This window comes from Methylorubrum podarium (assembly GCF_040270385.1).
In the GTDB taxonomy this organism is placed as follows: Bacteria; Pseudomonadota; Alphaproteobacteria; order Rhizobiales; family Beijerinckiaceae; genus Methylobacterium; species Methylobacterium podarium.
Genome location: NZ_JBELQE010000115.1, coordinates 1 through 1,425 on the forward strand (window position 1 = coordinate 1; position 1,425 = coordinate 1,425).

A 1,425-nucleotide genomic window follows, 5' to 3' on the forward strand; every position below is an offset into this window, starting at 1 on the left:
CGCCCGCCCTCGCCCTCCTGTCCGCCCTGGGCGGCGCGGCCTCGGCGGAGGAGGCGGCGCGCAAGGCGGCGATCTTCCCGGCGGAGGTGAACGATCCGACCTTGGCCTATGGCCGCAAGCCGCTCCCGGCCGACCAGAAGCGCCTCGACCTCGTCACCGACGTGCTGCGCAAGCAGCTCGCGGAGAAGGGCGGGATCGAGAGCGTCGATCTCAGCCCCCAGGCGGAAGAAATCCGCAAGGAGAGCCCGCTCTACAAGTGCAACGGCTGCACTGGCCCGATCGCCAAGGCGCTCGGGGCGGAGCTGTCCGTCACCACCTTCGCCGACAAGGGCGCCAACCAGCTGTTCAGCCTCGTCGTCACCATCGCCGATGCCGAGTCCGGCAAGGTCGTGCGCCAGGGCCAGGTCGTGATAAGAGCCAACACCGACGACGACTGGTCCCACGCCGCGCGCTGGATCGTGAAGAACCGCCTGCTGGCCGAGCCGCTGCCCGGCCGTTCCTGAGACGGGGCTTGTGCGGGCGCGCAAGGCTGAGCAAGAACGTTCCCCGTGTCCGACATCCAACCGACTTCCTCCGTGCGCCCCCGCCTGCTCGTCAGCGTGCGCGGCCCCGACGAGGCGCTGACCGCGCTCCGGGCCGGGGCCGACCTGATCGACGCCAAGGATCCCGAGCGCGGGGCGCTCGGCGCGCTGCACCCGGAGACCGTGCGCGCCGTCGTCGCCCGCGTCGGCGGGCGGGCGGTGACCAGCGCGGTGGCCGGCGACGGCACGGGGACCGGGATCGCGGAGGCCGTCGCGGCCCTCGCCGCGACCGGCGTGGACTTCATCAAGATCGCGGTCGGACCCGCGGACGACGACGCCCTGGCCGAGGCCGCGGCGCGGGCGCCGGGCCGGGTCATCGGCGTGCTGTTCGCCGAGGACGGCGTGGCGGACGACGTCCCCGCGCGGCTTTCCGCGGCGGGCTTTGCCGGGGCGATGATCGACACGCGCGGCAAGACGGGAACCGCGCTTCCCATGCTCCTGGCCGCGCCGCAGCTCGCTGCCTTCGTCGCCGGATGCCGGGGCCACGGCCTGATGAGCGGGCTCGCCGGCTCGCTCGGCGTCGCCGACATTCCGGCGCTCGCGGGCCTCGGGCCCGACTATCTCGGTTTCCGCGGCGGCCTGTGCCGGGCCGGGGACCGGCGGCAGGCGCTCGACGGCGCGCGGGTGGCGCGGGCGGTCACGGCGATGCGGGACGGCCCGCGGGCCGACGCGGCGTGACCGACATGACAAGCGCGACGCATCTCCCTCTCCCCGCTGCGGGAGAGGGTGCCTGCGGAGCAGGCGGGAGAGGGGCCGGCTCAGGTCTTTCCGGAAGCGGCGCTCCCCTCACCCGACCCCCTTCGGGGGCCACCCTCACTCGCAGAGGGGGGGAGGGCTTTTTTTC

The 1,425-nt window shown here is 74.3% G+C and carries 2 protein-coding genes; both read left to right on the forward strand.

The annotated features are described in order from the left end of the window. Positions 1-503, forward strand: a 503-nt coding sequence (locus ABS772_RS21985; protein ID WP_350396874.1) for a DUF3280 domain-containing protein, incomplete at its 5' end; no start/stop codon positions are given. 45 nt (positions 504-548) lie between these two features. Further along, on the forward strand, positions 549-1,259 hold the full coding sequence (locus ABS772_RS21990) for a (5-formylfuran-3-yl)methyl phosphate synthase (RefSeq protein WP_350396875.1): 711 nt from the start codon (positions 549-551) through the stop codon (positions 1,257-1,259). Positions 1,260-1,425 lie beyond the last annotated feature (166 nt).